General features: G+C 40.8%; 1 protein-coding gene. It reads left to right on the top strand.

Annotated elements, in window-relative coordinates:
• Positions 1-990: 990 nt before the first annotated feature.
• Entirely contained in the window at positions 991-1359 is a 369-nt protein-coding gene (locus HNR62_RS16030) for a transposase (RefSeq protein ID WP_204797083.1), read from the top strand.
• The last annotated feature ends 76 nt before the right edge of the window (positions 1360-1435 follow it).

Raw genomic sequence — 1435 nt, 5'->3', positions numbered from 1 at the left:
TCATGAGCTGCCGTGCCGTCGAGTTTGGTTCAAAGACGGGTAGTCTACCCGCGAGGCCGCGCCAGCTCTAGCTCATATGAGGGGATGGCTAAGGACGTATGCCTCTTCTTGGAGCGTTAAATCGAGACAGAAATAGATAATTAATTTTTAATATGAAATGATGAATATTCCAGGTGAATTCCTATAGAACCTTAAGAATCATTTGGGTACGGACAAGTCGTCTATAAATTCTATCATCTAATGACGATTTATTAGCTGCTAAGTAATTCGGCATAACAGGTGTAGATACATACTGCTCCTCGTCAATGCTGCCAAGCCATGCGGGCTAAAATTTCCACATTAGTTATGCGACGTTACTTAAGATGTTTAATTAGTGGGCACCCACAAATTAAGAAGTTGTTTTATTTGCTAGCAGATAGAGGGAACTTTCGGTTCTCTTTGATTTTAAAATCTCAATTAAGGTATAGCATGGCGTTCTTCAATATTCCGTTAACAGGGCGTTTAATTAGAGCCTATCGTGCTGCTAAGGGTAGTTGTCAGTCTGAGTATGATAATGCAATAAAATGTCTATTTGACAATGACTTTAATGATCTAATGTTACCAAATAGCTACTTAAAAAATAATGTACAGAAGCGACCTAATGGTGCTGTTAGTGCTTTAGTATTCATAGGTATAATTATAGACTACCAAGTCGAGGTACCAGAACAATTCTATATCGAAGTTATGGATGATCTCGACGATTGGTTATTCAATTTCCGACTCCAAGATCACTTAGAGACAGAGAAAGTATCAGTGAAATCTCGTCGGTTACACGGCAAATTGTTATCAGCCAAAATATTATTCCCCGCAACGTACGAACGCGTACGTGGTTGCATTAAACGATAATGGAGAATGATGAAATAAGGAAATAAGTGGGGTCAGATGACACTTTAGCCAAATGCGCACGACAGACTACAGCTCCAAAACTTAAATGGTTACAAGGATGCAGCCATGGCAAGACTTCCCAGATTCTCTCCACCCGGAATCCCCCAACATGTCATTCAACGGGGGAATAATCGCTCTGTATGCTTTGCGGCTGAACAGGATTTCTCAGCTTATGCAAACTGGATGAAGGAATATACAAAGGAATTTGATGTCTCTATCCATGTCTGGGTGTTTATGAGTAATCATGTTCATCTGTTGGTTACTCCGCAGTGTGAAAATAGTCTTTCTGCGCTCACGCAAGCACTGGGCCGCCGCTATGTCCGTTATTTCAATCGTCAGCATCGTAGAACCGGCACCTTGTGGGAGGGGCGCTTCAAATCTAGTTTAGTGCAGACCGAAACATACCTATTGCAATGCTCATTCGTTAGTACTTAAGCTTGATTTTCTATTAATAAACAACAAGATGACATTACTCCAGTACAGGGTAAATACTCAAGCCCAATTGCAGTAA

The organism is Oceanisphaera litoralis, from assembly GCF_016907015.1.
Classification (GTDB): domain Bacteria; phylum Pseudomonadota; class Gammaproteobacteria; order Enterobacterales; family Aeromonadaceae; genus Oceanimonas; species Oceanimonas litoralis.
The sequence above is the reverse complement of the archived record's forward strand: the minus strand, read 5'-3'. Positions and strand labels throughout refer to the sequence as shown.